The organism is Bacillus luti (assembly GCF_009739945.1).
Taxonomy (GTDB): Bacteria; Bacillota; Bacilli; order Bacillales; family Bacillaceae_G; genus Bacillus_A; species Bacillus_A luti.
On the sequence record NZ_CP040336.1, the window covers coordinates 1,479,672 to 1,501,275 of the forward strand.

Annotated in this window: 20 protein-coding genes; 19 read left to right on the plus strand and 1 reads right to left on the minus strand. The window is 37.2% G+C overall.

The genetic code is table 11. The annotated features are described in order from the left end of the window. Positions 1-4 precede the first annotated feature (4 nt). The 6 genes from EUC40_RS07755 to spoVM all read left to right on the plus strand — a co-directional run bounded on the left by EUC40_RS07755 (position 5) and on the right by spoVM (position 5,463). Positions 5-757 (plus strand): Stp1/IreP family PP2C-type Ser/Thr phosphatase, encoded by a 753-nt coding sequence (locus EUC40_RS07755; protein WP_000648687.1) that lies wholly within the window; start codon positions 5-7, stop codon positions 755-757. A gap of 8 nt (positions 758-765) precedes the next feature. Further along, positions 766-2,739, plus strand: coding sequence for a serine/threonine protein kinase PrkC (gene prkC / locus EUC40_RS07760; RefSeq protein WP_071713220.1), 1,974 nt, complete (start codon positions 766-768; stop codon positions 2,737-2,739). 269 nt (positions 2,740-3,008) lie between these two features. Continuing rightward, a complete protein-coding gene (rsgA, locus tag EUC40_RS07765; protein WP_156574302.1) occupies positions 3,009-3,890 on the plus strand; it encodes a ribosome small subunit-dependent GTPase A in 882 nt (293 codons plus the stop codon). A gap of 2 nt (positions 3,891-3,892) precedes the next feature. Beyond that, complete coding sequence (gene rpe / locus EUC40_RS07770) at positions 3,893-4,537, plus strand: ribulose-phosphate 3-epimerase (RefSeq protein WP_071713222.1); 645 nt, start codon at positions 3,893-3,895, stop codon at positions 4,535-4,537. A 98-nt stretch (positions 4,538-4,635) separates the two neighbouring features. Then, positions 4,636-5,316: a thiamine diphosphokinase gene (locus tag EUC40_RS07775; protein WP_156574304.1), complete on the plus strand. Its 681-nt coding sequence runs from the start codon at positions 4,636-4,638 to the stop codon at positions 5,314-5,316. A gap of 66 nt (positions 5,317-5,382) precedes the next feature. Beyond that, positions 5,383-5,463: a stage V sporulation protein SpoVM gene (gene spoVM, locus EUC40_RS07780; RefSeq protein ID WP_001213599.1), complete on the plus strand. Its 81-nt coding sequence runs from the start codon at positions 5,383-5,385 to the stop codon at positions 5,461-5,463. A gap of 73 nt (positions 5,464-5,536) precedes the next feature. On the opposite strand, the gene rpmB is transcribed toward spoVM, so the two are convergent. Further along, positions 5,537-5,725, minus strand: coding sequence for a 50S ribosomal protein L28 (gene rpmB / locus EUC40_RS07785; RefSeq protein ID WP_000124776.1), 189 nt, complete (start codon positions 5,723-5,725; stop codon positions 5,537-5,539). A 375-nt stretch (positions 5,726-6,100) separates the two neighbouring features. Between rpmB and EUC40_RS07790 the strand changes: the two genes are divergently transcribed. The 13 genes from EUC40_RS07790 to ffh all read left to right on the plus strand — a co-directional run bounded on the left by EUC40_RS07790 (position 6,101) and on the right by ffh (position 21,520). Beyond that, positions 6,101-6,463, plus strand: coding sequence for an Asp23/Gls24 family envelope stress response protein (locus EUC40_RS07790; RefSeq protein ID WP_000021109.1), 363 nt, complete (start codon positions 6,101-6,103; stop codon positions 6,461-6,463). 22 nt (positions 6,464-6,485) lie between these two features. Continuing rightward, positions 6,486-8,162, plus strand: a complete 1,677-nt coding sequence (locus tag EUC40_RS07795; RefSeq protein ID WP_071713224.1) for a DAK2 domain-containing protein — start codon at positions 6,486-6,488, stop codon at positions 8,160-8,162. A gap of 291 nt (positions 8,163-8,453) precedes the next feature. Next, positions 8,454-10,502 carry an ATP-dependent DNA helicase RecG gene (gene recG, locus EUC40_RS07800; RefSeq protein ID WP_071713225.1) on the plus strand — a complete coding sequence of 683 codons (2,049 nt, stop codon included), beginning with the start codon at positions 8,454-8,456 and terminating at the stop codon, positions 10,500-10,502. An 88-nt stretch (positions 10,503-10,590) separates the two neighbouring features. Further along, the gene (fapR, locus tag EUC40_RS07805; RefSeq protein WP_000747352.1) at positions 10,591-11,184 is read left to right on the plus strand and encodes a transcription factor FapR; all 594 of its coding nucleotides are present in this window, start codon (positions 10,591-10,593) and stop codon (positions 11,182-11,184) included. Then, positions 11,181-12,173, plus strand: coding sequence for a phosphate acyltransferase PlsX (gene plsX / locus EUC40_RS07810; RefSeq protein ID WP_000684089.1), 993 nt, complete (start codon positions 11,181-11,183; stop codon positions 12,171-12,173). The genes fapR and plsX overlap by 4 nt, the downstream gene beginning before the upstream one ends. A gap of 14 nt (positions 12,174-12,187) precedes the next feature. After that, entirely contained in the window at positions 12,188-13,132 is a 945-nt protein-coding gene (fabD, locus tag EUC40_RS07815) for an ACP S-malonyltransferase (RefSeq protein ID WP_088230135.1), read from the plus strand. Next, positions 13,132-13,872 carry a 3-oxoacyl-[acyl-carrier-protein] reductase gene (gene fabG / locus EUC40_RS07820; protein ID WP_071713227.1) on the plus strand — a complete coding sequence of 247 codons (741 nt, stop codon included), beginning with the start codon at positions 13,132-13,134 and terminating at the stop codon, positions 13,870-13,872. The genes fabD and fabG overlap by 1 nt, the downstream gene beginning before the upstream one ends. 69 nt (positions 13,873-13,941) lie before the next feature. Then, positions 13,942-14,175, plus strand: coding sequence for an acyl carrier protein (acpP, locus tag EUC40_RS07825; RefSeq protein WP_000786062.1), 234 nt, complete (start codon positions 13,942-13,944; stop codon positions 14,173-14,175). A gap of 58 nt (positions 14,176-14,233) precedes the next feature. Beyond that, positions 14,234-14,971, plus strand: a complete 738-nt coding sequence (gene rncS, locus EUC40_RS07830; RefSeq protein WP_001146870.1) for a ribonuclease III — start codon at positions 14,234-14,236, stop codon at positions 14,969-14,971. 147 nt (positions 14,972-15,118) lie between these two features. Continuing rightward, positions 15,119-18,688, plus strand: coding sequence for a chromosome segregation protein SMC (smc, locus tag EUC40_RS07835; RefSeq protein ID WP_071713228.1), 3,570 nt, complete (start codon positions 15,119-15,121; stop codon positions 18,686-18,688). A 14-nt stretch (positions 18,689-18,702) separates the two neighbouring features. Next, positions 18,703-19,692 carry a signal recognition particle-docking protein FtsY gene (gene ftsY / locus EUC40_RS07840; RefSeq protein WP_000007653.1) on the plus strand — a complete coding sequence of 330 codons (990 nt, stop codon included), beginning with the start codon at positions 18,703-18,705 and terminating at the stop codon, positions 19,690-19,692. 133 nt (positions 19,693-19,825) lie between these two features. After that, entirely contained in the window at positions 19,826-20,158 is a 333-nt protein-coding gene (locus tag EUC40_RS07845; RefSeq protein WP_000891061.1) for a putative DNA-binding protein, read from the plus strand. Positions 20,159-20,170: 12 nt separating this feature from the next. Continuing rightward, a complete protein-coding gene (gene ffh / locus EUC40_RS07850; protein WP_000863460.1) occupies positions 20,171-21,520 on the plus strand; it encodes a signal recognition particle protein in 1,350 nt (449 codons plus the stop codon). Positions 21,521-21,604 lie beyond the last annotated feature (84 nt).

Sequence of the window (21,604 nt, forward strand, 5' to 3'; positions counted from 1 at the left end):
CGAGATGAAAGCCGTGTTTCTATCAGATAAAGGAAAAGTTCGTCAACATAATGAAGATAGTGCAGGAGTTTTTCACAATTTAGATGGAAATATTTTAGCGGTAGTAGCAGATGGAATGGGGGGGCATCGAGCTGGTGATGTAGCTAGCTCGATGGCCATTCAATTATTCCATGATTATTGGAAGCAAACGCATAATATAAATGAGCCGAAAAAAGTAGAAGAGTGGTTACATACTAGTGTTGGAATTATTAATGAACGTATTTATGAATATTCTAAACAACATATAGAATGTAATGGCATGGGAACAACAGTTATCATAGCAATTTGTACGCCTAATTTTGTAACAATTGGCCATATAGGAGATAGTCGTTGTTATATGGTATCAGAGGGAGAGATATCGCTTGTAACGGAAGATCATTCTCTTGTAAATGAACTTGTGAGACATGGTGAAATTTCAAGGGAAGATGCAGAATATCACCCGAAAAAGAATGTTTTGTTAAGAGCATTGGGAACAGAAGAGAAAGTCGGATTAGATGTTAAAACATTGGTGTTAGAGGAAGATGATCAGTTACTTCTTTGCTCTGATGGATTATCTAATAAAGTTTCCATTGCTGATATGAAACAAATTTTACAGTTAAATGAACAACTTGAAGTTAAGGGACAACGTCTCATTCAATTGGCGAATGATCGTGGCGGAGAAGATAATATCACCCTTGTTCTTATTGATTATGCGGATTCGACAAACGAAAGTAGGTGAAGTGCAACGTGCTGATTGGAAAACGCTTAAATGACCGTTATAAGCTGCTAAAAATGATTGGTGGCGGAGGAATGGCCAATGTATATTTAGCTCATGATGACATACTCGGCCGGGATGTAGCGGTAAAAATATTAAGACTCGACTATTCAAACAATGAAGAGTTTATTAAACGTTTCCATCGAGAAGCGCAATCTGTTACAACGTTGTCGCATCCAAATATTGTGAATATGTATGATGTTGGGGAAGAGGATGGTATATATTATCTTGTAATGGAATATGTACCTGGACAAACATTGAAGCAATACATAATAGAGCGAGGGATGTTACCTATAGGAGAAGCTCTTGATATAATGGAGCAGTTAACATCCGCCATGGCACACGCCCATCATTTTGAAATTGTGCATCGTGATATAAAACCGCATAATATTTTAATTCGAGCTGATGGAATAATAAAAGTAACAGATTTTGGAATTGCGACGGCTACAAGTGCAACAACAATTACACATACAAATTCAGTACTCGGTTCGGTGCATTACTTATCACCAGAACAAGCACGCGGCGGGATAGCAAATAAACAATCAGATATTTATTCCCTAGGAATTGTTATGTTTGAGTTGTTAACAGGAAGACAACCGTTTTCTGGCGAATCTGCTGTTGCTATAGCTTTAAAACATTTACAAAGTGAAATTCCGTCTCCGAAAAGATGGAATGAAAATATTCCGCAAAGTGTCGAAAATATTATATTAAAGGCAACTGCGAAAGATCCGTTTCATCGATATCAATCTGCTAATGCGATGAAACGAGATATTGAAACTGCACTATATCCAGAGAGGATAAATGAGCAACCATTTTACATACCGGAAGATATGGAAGCGACAAAAGCGATTCCAATTATTCAACAGGAACAATTATTCGAAAATGTAACTGATGAAACAATTGTCTTAAAGGGAAGCAAAGTGGATGAACAGACAAGAAAAGAAGATGCAGATTTAAATAAGAAGAAAAAACGAAGTAGTAAATGGCTCAAAATTTTAATTACAACATTTTTACTTTTAGCGATTGGAATAACGTTAGCGCTTACTGTTATTCCCGGATTCTTTATTCCAAAAGATGTAAAGGTCCCTGATGTGGCTGGTATGAAGTATACGACAGCAGTAAATACATTAGTTGAAAAGGGTTTTGAGGTTACGGAACCTAATATTGTATATACAGATGATGTTGAATCCGGGGATGTCATAAAAACAGACCCTGTGGCAGGAAGAGTTGTAAAAGAAAACTCTAAAATTACTATCTATCAATCAGGTGGAAAAAAGAAAAGTAAGATGAGTGATCTCACAGGAAAAGATTTTGAGAGTATAAGGTCTGAATTAGAAGAAAAATATAAACATGTTACAATAAATTATATTGAAAATGATAGGCCAAAAGGTGAAATCGTTGAGCAAATTCCGACGCCGGATCAAATGGTAGTAGAGGCGGAACAAGAACTGAAAATTTGGGTAAGTAAAGGTCCTTATCAAATTAGACCAGGTGATTTTTCGGGATGGACTGAAAATAGCGTAAATGGTTATTTGAATGAGAGAAAACTAACTCCAGATATAAAACGAGAGTATTCCGATACTGTTGATAAAGGACTTGTAATTTCACAATCTCCAAAACCAGGAACACCGTTAAAAGAAGGAGATAAAGTGACGGTTATCATCTCAGAGGGTCCTAAGCCGAAAGTAACGAAAACAGTGAAAGTGGATAATATTTCTATTCCGTATGAATCTTCTATAATAGGTGAGAAAAAACCGCAAACGATAGAAATTTATAAAGAAGATATGCAACAAAAAATGGATAGACCAATTGAAACTAGAACGATTACAGAGTCGGCAACAATTTCTTTAGAATTTATTATCCAAGAAGGTACAAAGGGACACTATAAAATCGTAAGAGATGGAGTTACGATTATTGACAATGAAGTACCATATCCAACTCAATAATAGTGGCCGTTATCGCTTTCTATACAGAAATATGATGTATTACTCTTGCCTGTTATGCTATCTACAACGTGGATGGTATAACAGGCAAAAATATATGATTCAAAAAGCTATAAAGATGATACTGTTATAAATAATATGTCGAATTTGATGGTAGATTAAATATAGTAACCTTGGTGTAGATTTGATGGGTTTGAAATGATTATTTAAAGAATTCTAATCCATTCAATATTAATGACAGCTTCACTTTATACAAAATAAAGGAGAATTATATGCCAGAAGGAAAAATTATAAAAGCTCTAAGTGGGTTTTATTATGTGCAGCATGAAGAAGGAATTACACAATGTCGCGGGCGTGGTGTATTTAGAAAGAATAAAATTACGCCACTTGTAGGAGACCAAGTTGTCTTTCAAGCAGATAATCCGAGTGAAGGATACGTGCTTGAAGTATTTGATCGAAAAAACGAACTTGTTAGACCTCCTATTGCTAATGTTGACCAAGCGATTCTTGTTTTCTCCGCAGTAGAACCAGATTTTAATCCCGGATTGTTAGATCGATTTTTAGTGCTGATTGAATATCATAACATTAAGCCGATTATTTGTATTAGTAAGATGGATTTAGTGGATGAAAAAATGAGAGAGACTGTTGAATTGTATGCAAATGACTATCGTGAAATGGGATATGATGTATTATTTACTTCTATAAATACATCGGAAAGTATTGATATTTTAAAACCATTTTTAGAAGGTTGTGTTTCTGTCGTTGCAGGGCAATCTGGTGTTGGAAAATCTTCTATGCTTAACGTTTTACGTCCAGAGTTAGAACTGAAAACGAATGATATTTCCTCCCATTTAGGGCGCGGGAAACATACGACAAGACACGTGGAATTAATTGCGATTGGAAGTGGACTAGTTGCAGATACACCTGGTTTTAGTTCACTTGATTTCATAGATATAGAAGTAGAAGATCTTACATATTGTTTTCCAGAGTTGAAAGAAGCGAGCCAATACTGTAAATTTAGAGGGTGTACACATCTTTCTGAACCGAAATGTGCTGTAAAGGCAGCTGTTGAAGAGGGGAAGATTACAGAATATCGTTATAAGAATTACAAACAATTCGTAGAAGAAATTAGAGAGAGAAAGCCGAGGTATTAGTTATGATTAAAATTGCACCATCGATCTTATCAGCAGATTTTTCAAAATTAGGGGAAGAGATTAAAGATGTAGAAAAAGGCGGAGCAGATTACATTCACGTCGATGTAATGGATGGACATTTCGTACCAAACATTACAATTGGACCATTAATTGTAGAAGCTATTCGTCCAATTACATCGTTACCGCTAGATGTACATTTAATGATTGAAAATCCTGATAATTATATCCCGACTTTTGCAAAAGCGGGAGCGGATATTATTACTGTTCATGTAGAAGCTTGTCCTCATCTGCATCGTACAATTCAGTTAATTAAATCTCATGGCATTAAGGCGGGAGTTGTATTAAATCCGCATACGCCAGTTTCAACTATTGAGCATGTATTAGAAGATATCGATATGGTATTACTTATGACAGTAAACCCTGGATTTGGTGGACAGAAATTTATCCATTCTGTATTACCGAAAATTAAACAAGTTGCAGAAATGGTTAAAGAGCGCAATTTAGAAGTAGAAATTGAAGTTGATGGTGGTGTGAACGCTGAAACAGCAAGACTTTGTATTGAAGCAGGAGCAAATGTACTTGTAGCTGGATCAGCAGTATACAATCAAAAAGACCGCGGTGAAGCAATTCGTGTCATTCGTGGATAATGAATGAACGAGTCTGTATCCTAGTGAAGCTTTTAGTTCAGTAAGCTTTCACTATTTACAAAGGGTAGAGAAAAATATGTAAAAAGGCAATCTACCGAATGGCAGATTGCCTTTTTACAATAGAAGGGGAAGAAAAAATGATTATTCATATTTTAGCAGGAGGCCCTGCAGAATATTGTGCAGATTTTTCGCGATATGAAAATGAGCAAGTAGTGTGGGCGGCGGTTGATAGAGGCGTGTATCGTTTATTAAAAAGAGGTATTACTCCTGCTGTTGCGTTTGGAGATTACGATTCAGTAACAGAAGAAGAATTAGTATGGATGGGACAGCAAACGAGTGAATTACATATTGTTCCGCGGGAAAAAGATCAAACGGATTTAGAAATTGCAATTAACTGGGCGTTAGAACAGAAACCGGCATTAATTCGTATTTTTGGTGCTACGGGCGGAAGGCTTGATCACGGTTTAGCAAATATACAGATGCTTTTAAGAGGGTTAAAAGTAGAGGTAGAAATGTGCATTGTAGACAATAAAAATGAAATAACAGTTAAAGAAGTGGGGACACATACAATTGAAGTGAATAAAAATTTCCCTTATGTATCTTTTGTGCCGGTTACTGAAATAGTGGAAGGGATTACATTGCTTGGGTTTAAGTATCCTCTTACGAATAAAACAATAGAGTGGGGATCTACACTTTGTATTAGTAATGAACTCGTTGAGGAAAAAGGTACTTTTTCATTTACTTCTGGCATATTAATGGTGATAAGAAGCACTGATTGAAGAAACAATTTTGCTCCTTACATCATATAGTGAACAAGTGGAGTAATGGGGATTAGGAGGGAAACCATGAGATTTTATACAATTAAGTTACCTAAATTTCTTGGTGGAATTGTTCGTGCCATGTTAAATACCTTCAAAAAGGATTGAAAAAAGCACCTATTACCGGTGCTTTTTCCATTGGTATAGTAAAAAAAGAGCCTAGCGGCTCTTTTTTTTATTATTAAACACGTTCGATTTTGCCAGATTTTAATGCTCTAGCAGAAACGTAAACACGTTGAACTTTTCCGTCGATGCGTACGCGAACTTTTTGAAGGTTAGCGCCCCATTTACGTTTTGTAGCGTTCATTGCGTGAGAACGAGAGTTACCAGAACGAGCTTTTCTTCCAGTGATAGCACAAACACGAGCCATTTATATTTCCCTCCCTTGATACCTTACCATACGTAATTTTTCAATGTTAGTCTTTTTTGCGATGCTAAAAACACTACTATAATTTAACACAACTAAAAAGAGAATGCAACACCGTAGAAAAAAGAAATCAAGAAAAATTACTTGACACTATATGTCGATGATGAAAAGTTGAAATCAAGAAAAATTGCTTGACATATTATAGTGGTACATGTTGTATAATAACAATGGACTATTTTGCTCATCATAAAAAATGTGATTTAAAACATAAAATATGAGAGTGAAAAGAAAGAACGATGGAATTTTCTTTAAAAAGATTATATGATAGTAACTAAAGTAGTCTAGCTCACTTTCACCATTTATGAAGGGGGAAACGAGATGTCAATTGAAATTAAAACTAAGTATGGTCAAATTGATATTAGTACAGATGTAATTGCAACAATTGCTGGAGGTGCCGCAGTAGATTGCTACGGTATCGTAGGTATGGCATCAAAAAATCAGTTAAAAGATGGTTTAACAGACATTTTACGAAAAGAAAACTTCACTAGAGGTGTTATTGTTCGTAAAGATGAAGATGAAGTACATATTGATATGTATATTATTGTGAGCTATGGTACGAAAATTTCAGAAGTAGCACATAACGTGCAGACGAAAGTGAAATATACATTAGATCAAACTGTAGGACTAGCAGTAGATTCTGTAAACATCTACGTACAAGGAGTTAAAGTAATAAACTTGTAATGTGCATTAAGGAGGAAAATCTGTGTCAATTCAAAAAATTGATGGAAAACGTTTATCACAAATGATCATGCAAGGAGCGAATAATTTAACAAATAATGTTCAGCTTGTTGATGCATTAAACGTATTTCCAGTTCCAGATGGCGATACCGGTACAAACATGAACTTATCTATGACTTCAGGCGCACGTGAAGTGAAAGCAAATCCTTCACAGCACGCTGGTAAAGTCGGTGTAAGTTTAGCCAAAGGATTATTAATGGGAGCTCGTGGTAACTCTGGGGTTATTCTATCTCAGTTATTCCGTGGTTTCTCTAAATCCATTGAACAAAAAGAAGAATTAACAACAGTTGATTTTGCTGCAGCTTTAGATGCTGGGGTAGAAGCGGCTTACAAAGCGGTTATGAAACCGATTGAAGGAACGATTTTAACGGTTGCAAGAGAAACGGGTAAATATGCAGTAACAGTTGCGAAAAAACAGCGCGACTTTGTTTTGTTTATGGAAGACGTTGTGAAAGAAGCGAATGCATCGTTAAATCGTACGCCAGATTTATTACCTGTATTAAAACAAGTTGGCGTTGTAGATAGCGGTGGTAAAGGTCTTGTTGTTGTATACGAAGGATTTTTAGCTGACTTAAAAGGAGAAACGATTTCTTCTAATGTGTCTGCCCAACCATCTATGAATGACATGGTACGCGCAGAACATCACCGTAGTGTACAAAGCCAATTGAGTACAGAAGATATAAAGTATGGATATTGTACGGAATTCATGGTGAAATTAGAGCCTGAAAAAATGAAAGAACATAATTTCTCTGAACAAAAATTCCGTGAAGATATTAGTGTATACGGAGATTCACTACTTGTTGTATCAGATGATGAGGTTGTTAAGGTTCATATTCATGCGGAACATCCTGGAGATCCTATGAATTATGGACAACGTTATGGTAGCTTAATTAAGATTAAAGTAGAAAATATGCGTGAACAGCATACTGCTTTATTAGATGAACCTACTATGATGCCTGAGCAACCAAGCCAATCGAAAGAGAAGCAACCGTACGGTATTGTAACTGTAGCTATGGGATCTGGTATTAAAACTTTATTTGAGAGCATTGGTGCGACGAAAGTTATCGAAGGTGGCCAAACGATGAATCCAAGTACGGAGGATATCGTGAAGGCGATTGAAGAAGCAAATGCTGAAAAGATTATCATCTTGCCAAATAACGGTAATATCGTGATGGCGGCAGAACAAGCAGCGTCAGTAGTGGATCAAGAAGTTATTGTTGTTCGTTCTAAAACAGTTCCTCAAGGTATGGCTGCAATGTTAGCATTTAATCCAGTTGGAACATTAGAAGAGAATGAAGAAAACATGAAAGAAGCTTTATCTCATGTGAAAACAGGTCAAATTACGTATGCGGTTCGTGATACTGAAATTGACGGTGTAGCAATTCAAAAAGATGATTTCATGTGTATTGCAGATGGAAAAATCGTATCAACAAATGCTGAAAAAGTAGGGGCTGCAAAGCAATTACTAGAAGCGCTTATTGATGAAGATTCTGAAATCGTAACGATTCTACAAGGTGAAGATGCAACTGACGAAGAAGTAGCTGAGTTAGTTGAATTTGTAGAAGAGAATTTTGAAGATGCAGAAGTAGAAGTGCATGCTGGGAACCAACCAGTGTACTCTTTCATCTTCTCTGTAGAATAAGAAAAGATTCGTTTTGAAAATAAATGGATTCCTTACTTGCTAATGAATACGAAGTAGTAATATGAAGTTTGTTACTAGTTGGTGTTCAAAGGGCTAGCATATTGAAGATAAAAAAGAGCCTTGCTGCTAATAGTGAGGCTCTTTTCTTTCGTGTTGTTTATGAGGGATTTGAGTAGTTTCTCTTAGAATGCCTATGATAGAATATATAGGGTGAAAGAGAGCGATTGCAGATGTTAATGAATACGCAGGTAAAGTGCAACAAAGAAAATAATGTGACGGGGTGTGAGAATTTTGAATGAAGGTGTACAAGTTCCTGTTACAGATGTAAAGGGAATCGGTGGAGAAACATCTGAATTACTACACGAGATGGGAATTTTCACAGTTTCTCATCTATTAGAACATTTTCCGTACCGTTATGAAGACTATGCGATGAAAGATCTTGCTGAAGTAAAGCATGATGAGCGTGTAACAGTGGAGGGGAAAGTTCATAGTGCTCCTTTACTGCAATATTACGGGAAAAAGAAGTCACGCCTTACAGTTCGTGTCCTTGTCGGTCGTTATTTAATTACTGCTGTATGTTTTAATAGACCGTACTATAAGCAAAAGTTAAAGTTAGATGAGGCAGTAACGATTACTGGTAAATGGGATCAGCATCGTCAAACGATTGCGGTATCAGAACTTCATTTTGGACCGGTAGTACGTCAACAAGAAGTAGAGCCTGTATACTCAGTAAAAGGGAAACTTACAGTGAAACAGATGCGTCGTTTTATTGCCCAAGCGTTAAAGGAGTATGGGGACTCTATAGTCGAAGTGTTACCTGATGGTTTGTTAAGTCGATATAAATTATTACCACGCTATGAAGCGCTCAGGGCCTTGCATTTTCCAGTAGGGCAGGAAGATTTAAAACAAGCACGCCGCCGTTTTGTCTATGAAGAGTTTTTCCTATTTCAATTAAAAATGCAAACGTTACGGAAAATGGAGAGAGAAAATTCGAAAGGGACGAAAAAAGAAATTCCTTCAGCGGAATTACAAGAGTTTATCGATACACTTCCGTTCCCGTTAACTGGTGCGCAGCGCCGAGTTGTAGATGAAATTATGAAAGATATGACATCTCCCTATCGGATGAATCGTCTGCTGCAAGGTGATGTAGGTTCAGGGAAAACGGTCGTTGCTGCAATCGGTCTGTATGCAGCGAAATTAGCGCATTATCAAGGTGCTTTAATGGTTCCAACAGAAATTTTAGCAGAACAACATTATCAATCGCTCGCGGAGACGTTTTCTCATTTTGGTATGAAGGTTGAATTGCTAACAAGTTCTGTTAAAGGTGTGAGACGTCGAGAGATTTTGGCGAAATTAGAACAAGGGGAAATAGATATCCTTGTCGGAACACACGCTTTAATTCAAGATGAAGTTATATTTCATAGGTTAGGTCTCGTTATTACTGATGAACAACATCGATTTGGTGTAGCGCAGCGCCGGGTTTTACGGGAGAAAGGTGAAAGTCCAGATGTATTATTTATGACAGCCACTCCAATTCCACGTACGTTAGCGATAACTGCATTTGGAGAGATGGATGTATCTATAATCGATGAGATGCCGGCGGGTAGAAAGGTAATTGAAACATACTGGGCAAAACATGATATGTTAGATCGCGTTCTCGGTTTTGTGGAGAAAGAGATAAAAAAGGGAAGACAAGCATATGTTATTTGTCCTCTTATTGAAGAATCTGAGAAACTCGATGTTCAAAATGCTATCGACTTACATAGTATGCTAACTCATCATTATCAAGGGAAGTGTCAGGTTGGATTAATGCATGGGAGATTATCCTCTCAGGAAAAAGAAGAGATAATGGGACAATTTAGTGAAAATAAAGTGCAAATTCTTGTATCAACAACAGTTGTTGAAGTAGGTGTTAACGTACCGAATGCGACTGTTATGGTCATTTATGACGCAGAGCGTTTCGGTTTATCGCAGCTCCATCAGCTGAGGGGGCGTGTTGGACGTGGTAGTGAGCAATCGTATTGTTTATTAATCGCAGATCCGAAATCAGAAACGGGAAAAGAAAGAATGCGCATTATGACTGAAACAAATGATGGATTTGTATTGTCGGAAAAAGATTTAGAATTACGAGGTCCAGGGGATTTCTTTGGAAGTAAGCAAAGTGGTTTACCAGAATTTAAGGTTGCTGATATGGTACATGATTATCGGGCGTTAGAAACAGCGAGACAAGATGCGGCGATACTAGTAGATTCAGAAGCGTTTTGGCACAACGATCAGTATGCTGCCTTGCGCACGTATCTTGATGGGACAGGTGTGTTCCAAGGAGAGAAGCTCGATTAAAGGGAGTCAACAAAAATTTTTGTTGCATTCTACTTTTAATGATTATATACTACTGTTAGTACCTAGTCATAAAAACGGATGGTGCGGTATGAAAAAAAGAAGAAGTAAAAAAGAAAGACAAGAATTATTACAACAAACAATCGAAACGAATCCTTTTATAACGGATGAAGATTTAGCTGAAAAATTTCAGGTTAGTATACAAACGGTTCGTCTGGATCGAATGGAATTATCTATTCCTGAATTAAGAGAGAGAATTAAGCATGTAGCTACAAAGCAACATGAAGAAGATGTGAAATCTTTACCGTTAGAAGAGGTTGTCGGCGAAATTATCGATATAGAATTAGATAGACATGCAATTTCTATCTTTGAAGTTAAGGTAGAGCATGTATTTAAAAGAAATCAAATTGCCCGTGGGCATCATTTGTTTGCACAAGCAAACTCACTAGCTGTTGCGGTTATTGATGAAGAATTAGCTTTAACTGCAAAGTCTACCATTCGATACATTCGTCCTGTAAAATTAGGAGAGCGTGTTGTTGCAAAAGCGCGCGTTGAAGATGTAGAGAATGATAAAGGACGGACGGTTGTCAAAGTGCGCAGCTTTGTTGGAGAAGAACTTGTTTTTACAGGCACTTTTGAAATGTATCGATCTAGTAATTATAGTGAGGAAGGTAACAACTTATGAAAATCGCAATAGATGCAATGGGTGGCGATCATGCTCCGAAGGCTGTCGTATTAGGGGCAATGAAAGCTATTAAGGAATATTCAGATTTACATATTACGTTAGTAGGAAAAGAGGCAGAAATTCGTCAACACTTAACTAGTGAAGAGCGAATTACGATTCTTCATACAGACGAAAAAATTGAATCGACAGATGAACCAGTAAGAGCGGTTCGTCGAAAAAAACAAGCTTCAATGGTACTTGCAGCAGAGCAAGTGAAAAATGGTGAAGCAGATGCTTGTATATCAGCAGGTAGTACAGGAGCTTTAATGGCGGCTGGATTATTTGTTGTCGGTCGTATGGAAGGGATTGAACGACCAGCATTATCACCAACAATGCCAACTGTTGATGGAAAAGGTTTTGTTATGCTAGATGTTGGAGCGAACGTTGATGCAAAACCAATTCATCTATATCAGTACGCGGTAATGGGATCTGTTTACGCTGAGAAAGTAAGAGGGATTAAAAATCCTCGCGTTGGACTATTAAACGTTGGAACAGAGGACGGAAAAGGTAACGAGCTTTCTAAACAAGTCTTTGCAATGCTTAAAGACGCACCAATTAATTTCGTTGGGAACGTAGAATCAAGAGATTTATTGCAAGGTGTAGCAGATGTTGTTGTGTGCGATGGTTTTACAGGTAATGTAGCACTGAAGTCACTAGAAGGAACAGCTCTTGCATTATTCTCTATGTTAAAAGAGCAATTAATGAGTTCGTTTACAAGTAAATTAGCAGCAGCGGTATTAAAACCAAAACTTATGGTATTAAAAGATAAAATGGATTATTCGGAGTATGGCGGAGCGGCATTATTTGGATTGAAAGCTCCTGTCATTAAGGCTCATGGTTCTTCTAATGACCAATCGATATTCAGTGCGATTCGTCAAACGAGAGAAATGGTAGCGAAAGAAGTTATTCCTACAATTTCAAGTGTAATGGAGAAAGAGCCACTCCAATAAGAGGAGGATTTGAAATGGGAAAACTAGCATTTCTTTTTCCGGGCCAAGGTTCACAGGCAGTTGGAATGGGTAGACAGTTAGCGGATAATAATAAAGAGGTTGCGAAAGTTTTTGAAAAAGCAGATGAGGTGTTACAGGATTCACTTTCAGAAGTGATTTTTGAAGGACCGCAGGAAAAGCTAACATTAACGACAAATGCGCAGCCGGCATTATTAACAACGAGTTATGCAATTTTGACAGCTTTGAAAGAGTACGGTATTACACCTGATTTTGTAGCAGGACACAGTTTAGGTGAATATAGCGCTCTTGTGGCAGCTGGTGCATTAACTTTTGAAGATGCTGTATATGCTGTAAGGAAACGCGGGGAATATATGGAAGAGGCTGTTCCAGGCGGGGAAGGTGCGATGGCAGCTATTTTAGGTGCTGACCCAGATATGTTGAAACGAGTTACTGAAGAAGTAACAAGTGAAGGATATGCAGTGCAAATCGCTAATATGAATAGCACGAAGCAAATTGTGATTTCTGGAACGAAGCAAGGAGTAGAGATTGCTTCTCAAAGAGCGAAAGAAAATGGCGCGAAGAGAGCGATTCCGCTTAAAGTAAGTGGACCGTTCCACTCTTCACTTATGAAACCAGCAGCTGAAAAATTCCAAAGTGTTTTAAATGAAATTACAATTCAAGATACGAATATTCCAGTTATCGCGAATGTTACAGCGGACGTTATTACACGTGGTGCAGATATTCAAGAAAAGCTAATCGAACAGCTTTATTCGCCTGTATTATGGTATCCATCTGTGGAATATATGGTGAATCAAGGGGTAGATACATTTATTGAAATTGGACCTGGGAAAGTGCTTGCTGGACTTATGAAGTCGATTGATTCATCAGTGAAAGCATATGCGATATACGATGAAGAGACATTAAAAGATACCATTTCAAATTTGAGAGGAGAAAACTGATGTTAAAAGGGAAAGTAGCATTAGTAACCGGTGCTTCACGCGGGATTGGCCGTGCGATTGCAATAGATTTAGCGAAACAAGGGGCAAATGTAGTAGTAAATTATGCTGGTAATGAGCAAAAGGCAAATGAAGTAGTTGATGAAATAAAGAAATTAGGTTCGGATGCAATTGCAGTAAGAGCAGATGTTGCAAATGCAGAAGACGTTACGAATATGGTAAAACAAACGGTAGATACATTTGGACAAGTTGATATTCTTGTAAATAATGCAGGTGTAACGAAAGATAATTTATTAATGCGTATGAAAGAAGAAGAATGGGATACAGTTATTAATACAAACTTAAAAGGTGTATTTTTATGTACGAAGGCAGTATCTCGATATATGATGCGTCAACGTCATGGACGTATTATTAATATCGCTTCTGTTGTTGGTGTAACAGGGAATCCAGGACAAGCAAACTATGTTGCTGCTAAAGCAGGTGTAATTGGATTAACAAAAACATCGGCAAAAGAGTTAGCGAGTCGAAATATTACAGTAAATGCAATTGCTCCTGGGTTTATTGCGACTGATATGACCGATGTACTGGATGAAAATATAAAAGCCGAAATGTTAAAATTAATTCCTGCAGCTCAGTTTGGTGAAGCGCAAGATATCGCAAATACTGTCACATTTTTCGCTTCTGATCAAAGTAAATATGTGACAGGCCAAACGTTAAATGTTGATGGCGGAATGGTAATGTAATAAAAGAATCGATTTCAACTAGTTTTTTTTGCTAATATTTAATATAATATTTGAGGGGAGGTGAATGGAATGGCAGATGTTTTAGAGCGTGTAACAAAAATCATCGTTGATCGTTTAGGTGTAGAAGAAACTGAAGTAGTACCAGCTGCGAGCTTTAAAGAAGATTTAGGCGCAGACTCCCTAGATGTAGTAGAACTTGTAATGCAATTGGAAGATGAATTCGAAATGGAAATTTCTGATGAAGATGCTGAAAAGATTGCTACTGTTGGCGATGCTGTGACTTACATAGAGAGTCATCTATAATGCTTAAGTGAAGTCCCGTTTTTTAGCGGGGCTTCTCGGCTTATATCTGGAGGGACCTATGCCGTACCGAAAACATAGAGAAAAAAAATACGAAACAAAATATCGTGAAGCGTTTAAAGTATTTCAAGAAGAGATAGGTATTACGTTTACAGATGAAAAATTATTGATTCAAGCATTTACGCATTCATCGTATGTGAATGAGCATCGAAAAAAACCGCATGAGGACAATGAGCGTCTCGAATTTCTTGGTGATGCTGTATTGGAACTCACTGTATCACAGTATCTGTTTCAAAAATATCCGACAATGAGCGAAGGAGAGTTAACAAAATTACGTGCAGCTATTGTATGTGAGCCATCTCTTGTTCGTTTTGCAAACGAGTTGTCATTTGGTAGCCTTGTTTTATTAGGAAAAGGTGAGGAAATGACGGGTGGACGTGAACGACCAGCTTTATTAGCGGATGTCTTTGAAGCGTTTATTGGAGCCCTTTACCTTGATCAAGGGCTAGAAACAGTTTGGGGATTCTTAAAAGAAGTTGTATATCCGAAAATTAATGAAGGTGCTTTTTCTCATGTGATGGATTATAAGAGTCAATTACAAGAATTGATTCAGCGTGATGGTAGTGGCAATATTGAATACCAAATTCTGCAAGAAAAAGGACCGGCTCACAATCGAGAATTTGTGTCACGTGTTACGTTAAATAACGTGGCATTAGGTCTTGGTAGTGGGAAGTCGAAAAAAGAAGCAGAGCAACAAGCTGCTGCAGAAGCGTTGAAAAAATTAAAAGAACAACTATAAGGAATCCCCCTTTGAATGAGGGGGATTCCTTATGCATAGAATGAAACTTTCTTTTTGTTTGTAAATAAAAGGGAGGGAAATCCGTATAATGGCCCGTTTGTATGCAGACGGCATTTATAACAACGGAGAATAGGAGGAAGGCCTTTCGTGTTTTTAAAGAGATTAGAAATAGCAGGATTTAAATCTTTTGCTGAGCGTGTATCTGTCGATTTCGTTCCAGGTGTAACTTCTGTAGTAGGACCTAATGGGAGTGGAAAAAGTAATATTACGGATGCAATTCGCTGGGTACTTGGTGAACAATCTGCAAAATCATTACGTGGTGCAAAGATGGAGGATATTATTTTTGCGGGCAGTGATACGAGAAGAGCAGTTAATGTTGCTGAAGTAACAATAACTTTAAATAATGAAGATCAACGTTTGCCGATTGAATATAATGAGGTATGTGTAACGCGCCGTGTATCTCGTTCGGGAGATAGTGATTTTTATATTAATAAACAATCATGTAGATTAAAAGATATTATTGATTTATTTATGGACTCTGGTATGGGAAGAGAAGCTTTTTCGATTATTAGCCAGGGGAAAGTTGAAGAGATTTTAAGTAGTAAATCAGAAGAGCGTCGCGGTGTATTTGAGGAAGCTGCAGGTGTGCTGAAATACAAACTTCGTAAAAAGAAAGCTGAAGGCAAATTAGCAGACACACAAGAAAACTTAAATCGTGTACAAGATATAATTCACGAATTAAGTAGTCAAGTAGAACCTTTAGAAAGACAAGCCTCTATTGCGAAAGATTATCTCGAGAAAAAAGAAGAATTAGAGAAAGTAGAAGCAGCACTTATTGTACATGAAATTGAAGAATTACATGAGAAATGGGAAGCGCTTCGAAATCAGTTTGGGCATAATAAAAACGAAGAAGCTAAAATGTCAACGAATTTACAAAAAGGTGAAGAAGAGCTTGAGGAATTACGAGGACAATTACAAGCGGTAGATGAGTCTGTAGATTCCTTACAAGAGGTACTGCTTCTTTCTAGTAAAGAGCTAGAAAAACTAGAAGGACAGCGTGAGTTATTAAAAGAGAGAAAGCAAAATGCAACAACGCATTGTGCGCAACTCGAACAGTTAATTGTTGAATTAACAGAAAAAGCTAAAAGTTATGATGGTGAAATTGAATCGAGTACAGAAGTTTTGATGCAATTTGTAGATCAAGTAAAAGAGTTAGAGAAAAAATTGCATGATAATGAGCTATTGCTTGCAACTTTCGCTGACAATTTAGAGGAACAAATTGAGAATTTAAAAGGTGATTATATTGAACTTTTAAATCACCAAGCTAGTCATCGTAATGAGTTATCTATGATTGAAGAACAATCTAAACAGCAAAGCTCTAAAAATGAACGTCTTGATGAAGAAAACGCGAAATATGTAGAGATGCGTATGGAAATTACAGCGAAAAAGACGAAACTTGTAGAAAGTTACGAACAAGTGAAAGAAAAAGTAGCTGGTATTCTTTCGAACATACAGAAGACGGAAACGGCGCTAGGGAAATGTAAGGCGCAGTATAGTGAAAATGAAACGAAACTATATCAAGCGTATCAATTTGTACAACAGGCACGTTCTCGAAAAGAAATGTTAGAAGAGATGCAAGAAGATTACTCTGGTTTCTATCAAGGGGTACGTGAAGTATTAAAAGCTAGAGAGAATAGATTGCAAGGTGTCGAGGGAGCTGTTGCAGAACTTCTGACTGTACCGAAAGAATATGAAATCGCGATGGAAATCGCTTTAGGTGCAGCTATGCAACATATCGTAGTGCAAACTGAAGAACATGCTCGTAATGCGATTTCGTTTTTAAAGCAAAATAAACATGGACGAGCAACGTTTTTACCACAAGCTGTTATTAAAAGTAGATCGTTATCATTTGAGCAATTACGTATCGTAAATCAACACCCATCGTTTGTTGGTGTGGCGGCAGAACTTGTTCAGTACAACAATAAATATGAAAATGTAGTTTCGAATTTATTAGGTACGGTTATTGTTGCGAAAGATTTACGCGGAGCAAATGAGTTAGCGAAACAACTACAATACCGTTATCGCATTGTAACGATCGAAGGTGATGTAGTGAACCCTGGGGGTTCTATGACGGGTGGAGCGGTAAAACAAGCGAAATCTTCTTTATTGGGACGCCAACGTGAACTGGAAGAGTGGACTAACAAGTTAACTGATATGGAAGAAAAAACAACGAAGTTAGAAAACTTTGTTAAAGCAGTAAAACAAGAAATTCAAGAAAAAGAAGTGAAAATACGCGAACTAAGACAAGGTGTAGAAGCTGAGCGTGTAGATGAGCAGAGATTAAGAGAAGAAATTAATCGTTTAGAATTAGAAGAACATCGTATTAACGATCGCTTATCTATTTATGATTTAGAGATTGAAGGATTCTTACAAGATCGAGTGAAAATGCAAGGGCGTAAAGAGGAATTAGAAGGAATTTTAACGAATCTTCAAGCTGATATTACTGAGTTAGATAGTAAAATTACCGCTTTAACAAAACAAAAAAGTGAGCAACATTCTTCGAAAGAAAAAGTTCAAAAAGAAATGACTGAGTTAAAAGTGTTAGCGGCTGAAAAGCAACAGCGCTTATCTAATCAAAAAGAAAAAGTTGAACGATTGACGAAAGAAAAAGAAGAAACGGATGCGACACTTGTCAAAACGAAAGAGGATTTAGCGTTCTTAAAACAAGAAATGACATCGAATTCAAGTGGTGAAGAGCAAATTACGAATATGATTGAGAAGAAAGCATATGATCGTAATCAAACTTCAGAGTTGATCCGCTCTCGTCGTGAACAACGTGTATCGTTACAAGAGAGAGTAGAACATTTAGAGCGTAATTTGAAAGAAACAACAGGTAAACATAAATACATTCTTGAGATGTTGAAAGATCAAGAAGTAAAAATAAATCGACTTGATGTAGAGTTAGAAAATAGATTACAACATTTACGTGAAACATATACGATTTCATTTGAAGCGGCAAAACTGAAGTATACAATGATGATGCCTGCTGAGGATGCACGTAAAAAGGTGAAGCTAATTAAACTATCCATCGAAGAGCTAGGTACAGTAAACTTAGGGGCGATTGATGAGTATGAGCGTGTAGCAGAGCGTCATACATTCTTACTAGAGCAAAAAGATGATCTAGAAGAAGCGAAAACAACATTGCACCAACTTATTACTGAAATGGATGAAGAAATGAAAAAACGCTTTTCTACTACATTTGAAGGAATTCGAATGGAGTTTCAATCGGTATTCTCTGAATTATTTGGAGGCGGTAGAGCGGATTTAGTAATGACGAATCCAGATGACTTATTAAATACGGGTATTGATATTGTAGCGCAACCGCCAGGGAAGAAACTGCAGAACTTAGGTTTACTTTCAGGTGGAGAGCGTGCTTTAACAGCAATTGCGCTTTTATTTGGTATTTTAAAAGTGCGCCCAGTACCATTCTGTGTACTAGATGAGGTAGAGGCGGCTCTAGATGAGGCAAATGTTGCCCGCTTTGCACAGTATTTAAAGAAGTTTAGTGATGAGACGCAGTTTATTGTAATTACACATAGAAAAGGTACAATGGAAGAGTCTGACGTATTGTATGGTGTAACAATGCAAGAATCAGGGGTATCTAAACTTGTTTCGGTTCGCTTAGATGATGGAGAAGAACTAGTGGCAAGTAAATAGGAAGGATGGGAAGTATGAGCTTTTTTAAAAAATTAAAAGAAAAAATTTCTAAACAAACAGATACGGTAACAGAGAAGTTTAAACAAGGTTTGGAAAAAACAAGAAATTCATTTGCCGATAAAGTAAATGATTTAGTGTATCGTTATCGCAAAATAGACGAAGATTTCTTTGAGGAATTAGAAGAAATCTTAATTAGTGCCGATGTCGGAGTTTCGACAGTAATGGAATTAATTGATCAGTTGAAAGAAGAAGTACAACGTCGTAACATTCAAGATCCGAAAGAAGTACAGGCTGTTATTTCAGAAAAGTTAGTAGGAATTTATAAAGGTGACAGTGATTTTAGTAATGAAGTTAATATACAAGAAGATCAATTAACAGTTGTTTTATTTGTTGGTGTTAACGGTGTAGGGAAAACAACGACAATTGGTAAGTTAGCACATAAATTTAAATCAGAAGGAAAGTCTGTCTTATTAGCGGCAGGAGATACATTCCGTGCTGGAGCGATTGAACAATTAGAAGTATGGGGCGATCGCGTTGGTGTAGAAGTGATTAAACAAGGATCAGGGTCTGATCCAGCAGCGGTTATGTATGATGCTGTTCAAGCTGCAAAAGCACGTAAAGTAGACGTATTACTATGTGATACAGCAGGACGTTTACAAAATAAAGTGAACTTAATGAAAGAGTTAGAGAAAGTAAAGCGTGTAATCGAGCGCGAAGTACCAGGAGCTCCTCATGAAGTATTACTTGTTATTGATGCAACAACAGGGCAAAACGGTTTAAGTCAAGCGAAAACATTCCGTGAAGCAACGAATGTTACTGGTATTGTTTTAACGAAGTTAGATGGAACTGCTAAAGGTGGTATTGTACTAGCGATTCGTAACGAAATGGATGTACCGGTGAAATTCGTTGGATTAGGAGAGCAAATGGATGATCTGCAACAGTTCGATCCGGAACAATATGTGTATGGTTTATTTGCGAACTTAGTAGAAACAGAAGAAGTATAAGCGAAAGAAGCGGTATTTTCCGCTTCTTTTTCTATAAAAAAATGTGATGTTAAGAAAAAAACTTGACACTCTTTTGTACTCCATGTAAACTAATTCATGTAAAGGGAAATCACTTAACAAAGGATGATCCAACATGCTCGAAAAAACAACGAGAATGAACTATTTATTTGATTTTTATCAATCGTTGTTAACGCAAAAACAAAGAAGTTATATGTCGCTTTATTATCTAGATGATTTATCTCTTGGTGAAATTGCGGAAGAATTTGATGTAAGTCGCCAAGCCGTGTATGATAACATTAAACGGACTGAAGCGATGCTTGAAGAATATGAAGATAAATTAGTATTACTTCAAAAGTTTCAAGAGCGACAGCGACTTGTTGCAAAGCTAAAACAGCTAATCAGCGAAGAAGAGCATGTGAATGAAGAAATGAAACAAGTTGTTGAAGCTATCGAAAAATTAGATTAGGAGGGCGGCAATATGGCATTTGAAGGATTAGCCGACCGACTTCAACAGACAATGCAAAAAATCCGCGGCAAAGGAAAAGTTTCTGAAGCCGATGTGAAAGAAATGATGAGAGAAGTTCGTCTAGCTCTTTTAGAAGCGGACGTTAACTTTAAAGTAGTAAAAGATTTTGTAAAGCGTGTGTCTGAACGTGCTGTCGGACAAGATGTAATGAAAAGTTTGACACCTGGACAACAAGTAATTAAAGTCGTACAGGAAGAACTTACAGAACTTATGGGCGGAGAGCAAAGCAAAATTGCTGTTGCTAATAAGCCACCGACTGTTATAATGATGGTTGGTCTGCAAGGTGCGGGTAAAACAACGACGACAGGTAAGCTTGCGAATTTGCTTCGTAAAAAGCATAATCGTAAACCGATGCTTGTTGCAGCTGATATTTATCGTCCAGCAGCTATTAAACAGCTTGAAACATTAGGGAAGCAATTGGACATGCCTGTATTCTCTTTAGGAGATCAAGTAAGTCCTGTTGAAATTGCGAAACAAGCGATTGCAAAAGCAAAAGAAGATCATCACGATTATGTTTTAATCGATACAGCAGGTCGCCTGCATATTGATGAAGAACTAATGGATGAATTAGCGAAAGTGAAAGAAGTTGCGAAACCGGATGAAATTTTCCTTGTTGTCGATGCGATGACGGGACAAGACGCGGTAAATGTTGCACAAAGTTTCCATGAACAGTTAGGTTTAACAGGTGTTGTATTAACGAAATTAGACGGTGATACGCGCGGTGGTGCTGCATTATCTATTAAAGCTGTAACAAACACACCAATTAAATTTGCTGGTATGGGTGAAAAACTAGATGCGATTGAAGCGTTCCATCCAGAACGTATGGCATCCCGTATTTTAGGGATGGGAGACGTCTTAACATTAATTGAAAAAGCGCAAGCTACAGTTGATGAAGAGAAAGCAAAAGAACTTGAGCAAAAAATGCGTACGCTTTCGTTTACGCTTGACGATTTCCTAGAACAACTTGGACAAGTGCGTCAACTTGGACCGCTTGACGAATTGTTAGGAATGCTTCCTGGTGCAAATAAAATTAAAGGGCTGAAAAATGCGCAAGTTGATGAAAAACAAATTGGGCATATTGAAGCAATTATTCGTTCTATGACTAAATTAGAGCGAGAACAACCGGAAATAATCAATGCTAGTCGTAAAAAACGCATTGCCAAAGGTAGCGGTACAACGGTACAAGAAATCAATCGTTTAATCAAGCAATTTGATGATATGAAAAAGATGATGAAAACGATGACTGGAATGCAAAAAGGTAAGAAAAAAGGACTAGGTGGATTGAAGTTTCCATTCATGTAAGGAAAAAAGATGGCTCTGTTAAGAAAAAATACTTTACAAAGCAATAGTCTTTTTGCTAATATAATTATCTGTGTGAAATAAATT